Raw genomic sequence first — 2,839 nt, forward strand, 5'->3', positions numbered from 1 at the left:
ACCCGGTCCCCGAGCAGATACGCGACGGCGCCGAGGCCGAGTGCGACGAGGTGTTCGCGGCCGGCCAGATTCGGCGCGCCCCGACGCCGTTCGACCGCGCCGCGATCCTCGTCCGCGAGGCACTGCCTACCGTCCGCTCGGGCCGCGCCGTGGACGTGACCGCGCTCGCCGCGGAGACCGGCCTCGCCCCTGGCGTGGTCCTGGCCGCCCTGGGACTGCTCGCCGCGTGTGGCATCGCGGTCAAGACGGGGGGTGGCTGGGCCCTGCTTCGTCCCGAGCCGATGTGACCGGGGGCGAGTCGGTGCGATCTCCTGCGCCATACGCCGCCTGACGTCGTATCGAATCGGATCACCGGATCGTGTGGAAGCGCGGTTTGTTACCCGAAGTGCCTGATCCCTTGCGCTACGCTCACTGCCTGTCGGTATCCTCCGGCGTCTCGTGGCCGCCCGCGTGAAGGTTGACTAGATCAGGGCTCGACATGTCCAGGAACTGCCAGCATCGGGGCGGCGCCCTCGCGGAGGCCGTCGGCCACGCCCCGGCGATCGCCGAGCGCGATATGGCTGGACCGAGGACGTCGAGCGGGGCCGCCGCGTCCGCCTACGGATCTTCGGCCACTGCGAACGGCACCACGGCCGGTTGCGCGAACGGGTCTCCCGCCGCCGCGACCGCCCCGCCGCAGACACCGGCCGCGGAAGCCTCCGTGGCGGCCGACGAGAAGACCGACCAGAAGACCGACCACGCCGACGGCCCGGGCGAGGTGGCCCACCCCGGCCCGGCGCCGGACACGGGAGCAGAGGGGACCGTCGCCGCGAACTCCTCGCCAACCACGTCAGCCGAGTCGGCGAAGTCGACCGAGCTCGCACCCTCGACCGTGCTCGCACCGTCAACCGGGTCGGCAAGCTCGACCGAGCCGGCGAAGTCGACCGCGCCCGCGCATGCCCCCGGCGCCACGTCGGGCTCCACCGGCGACGCGTCCGGTACCAGGCCGTCCCCTGCGAGCGACGGCTCGGACACCGCCATGGGCGCGGCCGCCATGGCCGACCTGTGGGCCCGCTTCAAGGCGACCGGTGACTCCCGGCTGCGCGAACAGCTCATCCTGCACTACTCGCCGCTGGTCAAGTACGTGGCCGGGCGCGTCTCGGTCGGGCTGGTGGGCGCGATGGAGCAGGCCGACTTCGTCTCGTACGGCATCTTCGGGCTGATCGACGCGATCGAGCGCTACGACCCCGAGCGCGCCATCAAGTTCGAGACGTACGCGATCAACCGGATCCGCGGCGCGATCATCGACGAGTTGCGCGCGCTCGACTGGATCCCGCGTTCGCTGCGGCAGAAGGCGCGGGAGATCGAGCAGGCGGTGGTGCGCCTCGAGCACCGGCTCGGGCGTACGCCGTCCGAGCGGCAGATCGCGGCCGAGCTCGGTCTGAGCCTCGGCGAGCTGCACCAGATCTTCTCCCGGCTCTCCCTGGTGAACGTCATCGCGCTCGACGAGGTGCTCACCCTGTCCACCGGCGACGGCGGGCGGCTGAGCCTGATGGAGACGCTCGAGGACCTCTCGGCGGAGAACCCGGTCGAGGTCGCGGAGAACCGGGAGACCCGCCATCTGCTCGCCCGCGCCGTCAACACCTTGCCGGATCGGGAGAAGACCGTGGTCACGCTCTACTACTTCGAGGGCATGACGCTCGGCGAGATCGGACAGGTCCTCGGCGTCACGGAGAGCCGGGTCTGCCAGATCCACGCGAAAGCGGTGCTCACGCTGCGCACGCGGCTGGCAGAACTTCGGTGATGCAGTCCCGCGCGGGCCTTTACTCGTCTACGCTGAGCCTGTGCCGAGGATCAAAGCAGCGACCGTCGCCGAGCATCGCAGTATGCAGCGCGCGGCCCTGTTGGACGCGGCAAGAGACCTCCTCGCGCTCGGCGGCATCTCGGCGGTGACCTTCTCCGCCATGGCCGAACGGGCCGGGCTGGCCCGTTCCTCCGTTTACGAGTACTTCAAGACCAAGGGCGACGTGGTCGAGGCACTCGCCGTCGAGGACTTCCCGGCGGCGGTGAACGACATCCGGGGCGTCATGCTGGCCCAGCCGACGCCCGAGCGCCAGATCGCCGCGTACGTGCGCCGGCAGCTCGAACTGGTCTCCCAGCCCGGGCACCGCAACCTCCTCGCGCTGTCCGCACTCGAGCTCGACGGCACCGCCCGCGACCGCATCCGCACTGCTCACGGGTTGCTCGTGGACCTCGTCGTAGGCGCGTTGCGCCGCCTCGGCCACGCCGACGCCCGCGCCACCGCGGCCGCGCTGCAGGGCGCGATCGACGGCGCGGCCAAGCGCATCGACGCGGGCGCCGATCCCAACGCGACCATCGAGGCGACCCTCACGCTGATCCTCTTCGGCGTCCGCGGCGCCCGCCGCCGACTCTCGGCCTAGTCCCAGAAGACGTCCCAGAAGACGTCCCGGACGTCCCACGCCCTCGGCCTGGCCGCCGGGTCTCGCTTATCCCCGACTCTCGATCAGCCCCGACGCCCGGTCCGGCTGCCGGAGCATCGCGGGCGGCCGACCTGCGTGAACACCGGACCCCGGGCACCCGCGTGGAGACTCGACGCTGAGAATCCTTCGGAAGGACCGCGCGCCGACGTCGCCAGGGTGCGGCGTCATCCGACCGTGGGGGCATGCGCATCTTCACCACTGCTCTCACCCGGACCGTCGGCACCGTTCTGACCGCGGCGGTCGCGATGCTGGCGGGGATGGGCGGAGGCGGCGGGTCGGGCAGCGTTGCCGCGGCGATCTCGTGCCCGCCAAAGTCGCACGCTCCAAGCTCGGCCTCGGACCCCGGCTCGGCCTCGGAC

The 2,839-nt window shown here is 71.8% G+C and carries 3 protein-coding genes; all 3 read left to right on the plus strand.

The window, feature by feature from the left end; translation table 11 throughout:
• A partial coding sequence (locus tag KDL01_RS40255) for a hypothetical protein (RefSeq protein ID WP_212533989.1) occupies positions 1-287 on the plus strand: 287 nt, incomplete at its 5' end.
• 731 nt (positions 288-1,018) lie between these two features.
• On the plus strand, positions 1,019-1,783 hold the full coding sequence (whiG, locus tag KDL01_RS40260) for an RNA polymerase sigma factor WhiG (RefSeq protein WP_212533990.1): 765 nt from the start codon (positions 1,019-1,021) through the stop codon (positions 1,781-1,783).
• 40 nt (positions 1,784-1,823) lie between these two features.
• Positions 1,824-2,420 (plus strand): TetR/AcrR family transcriptional regulator, encoded by a 597-nt coding sequence (locus KDL01_RS40265; protein WP_307846799.1) that lies wholly within the window; start codon positions 1,824-1,826, stop codon positions 2,418-2,420.
• The last annotated feature ends 419 nt before the right edge of the window (positions 2,421-2,839 follow it).

Origin of the sequence: Actinospica durhamensis, from assembly GCF_018139695.1 — a bacterium.
In the GTDB taxonomy this organism is placed as follows: domain Bacteria; phylum Actinomycetota; class Actinomycetes; order Streptomycetales; family Catenulisporaceae; genus Actinospica; species Actinospica durhamensis.

What these genes read in the sequence shown, in the direction of transcription:
- whiG (WP_212533990.1), top strand. Translation starts at nt 1,019, where the DNA reads ATGGGCGCGGCCGCCATGGCCGACCTGTGGGCCCGCTTCAAGGCGACC.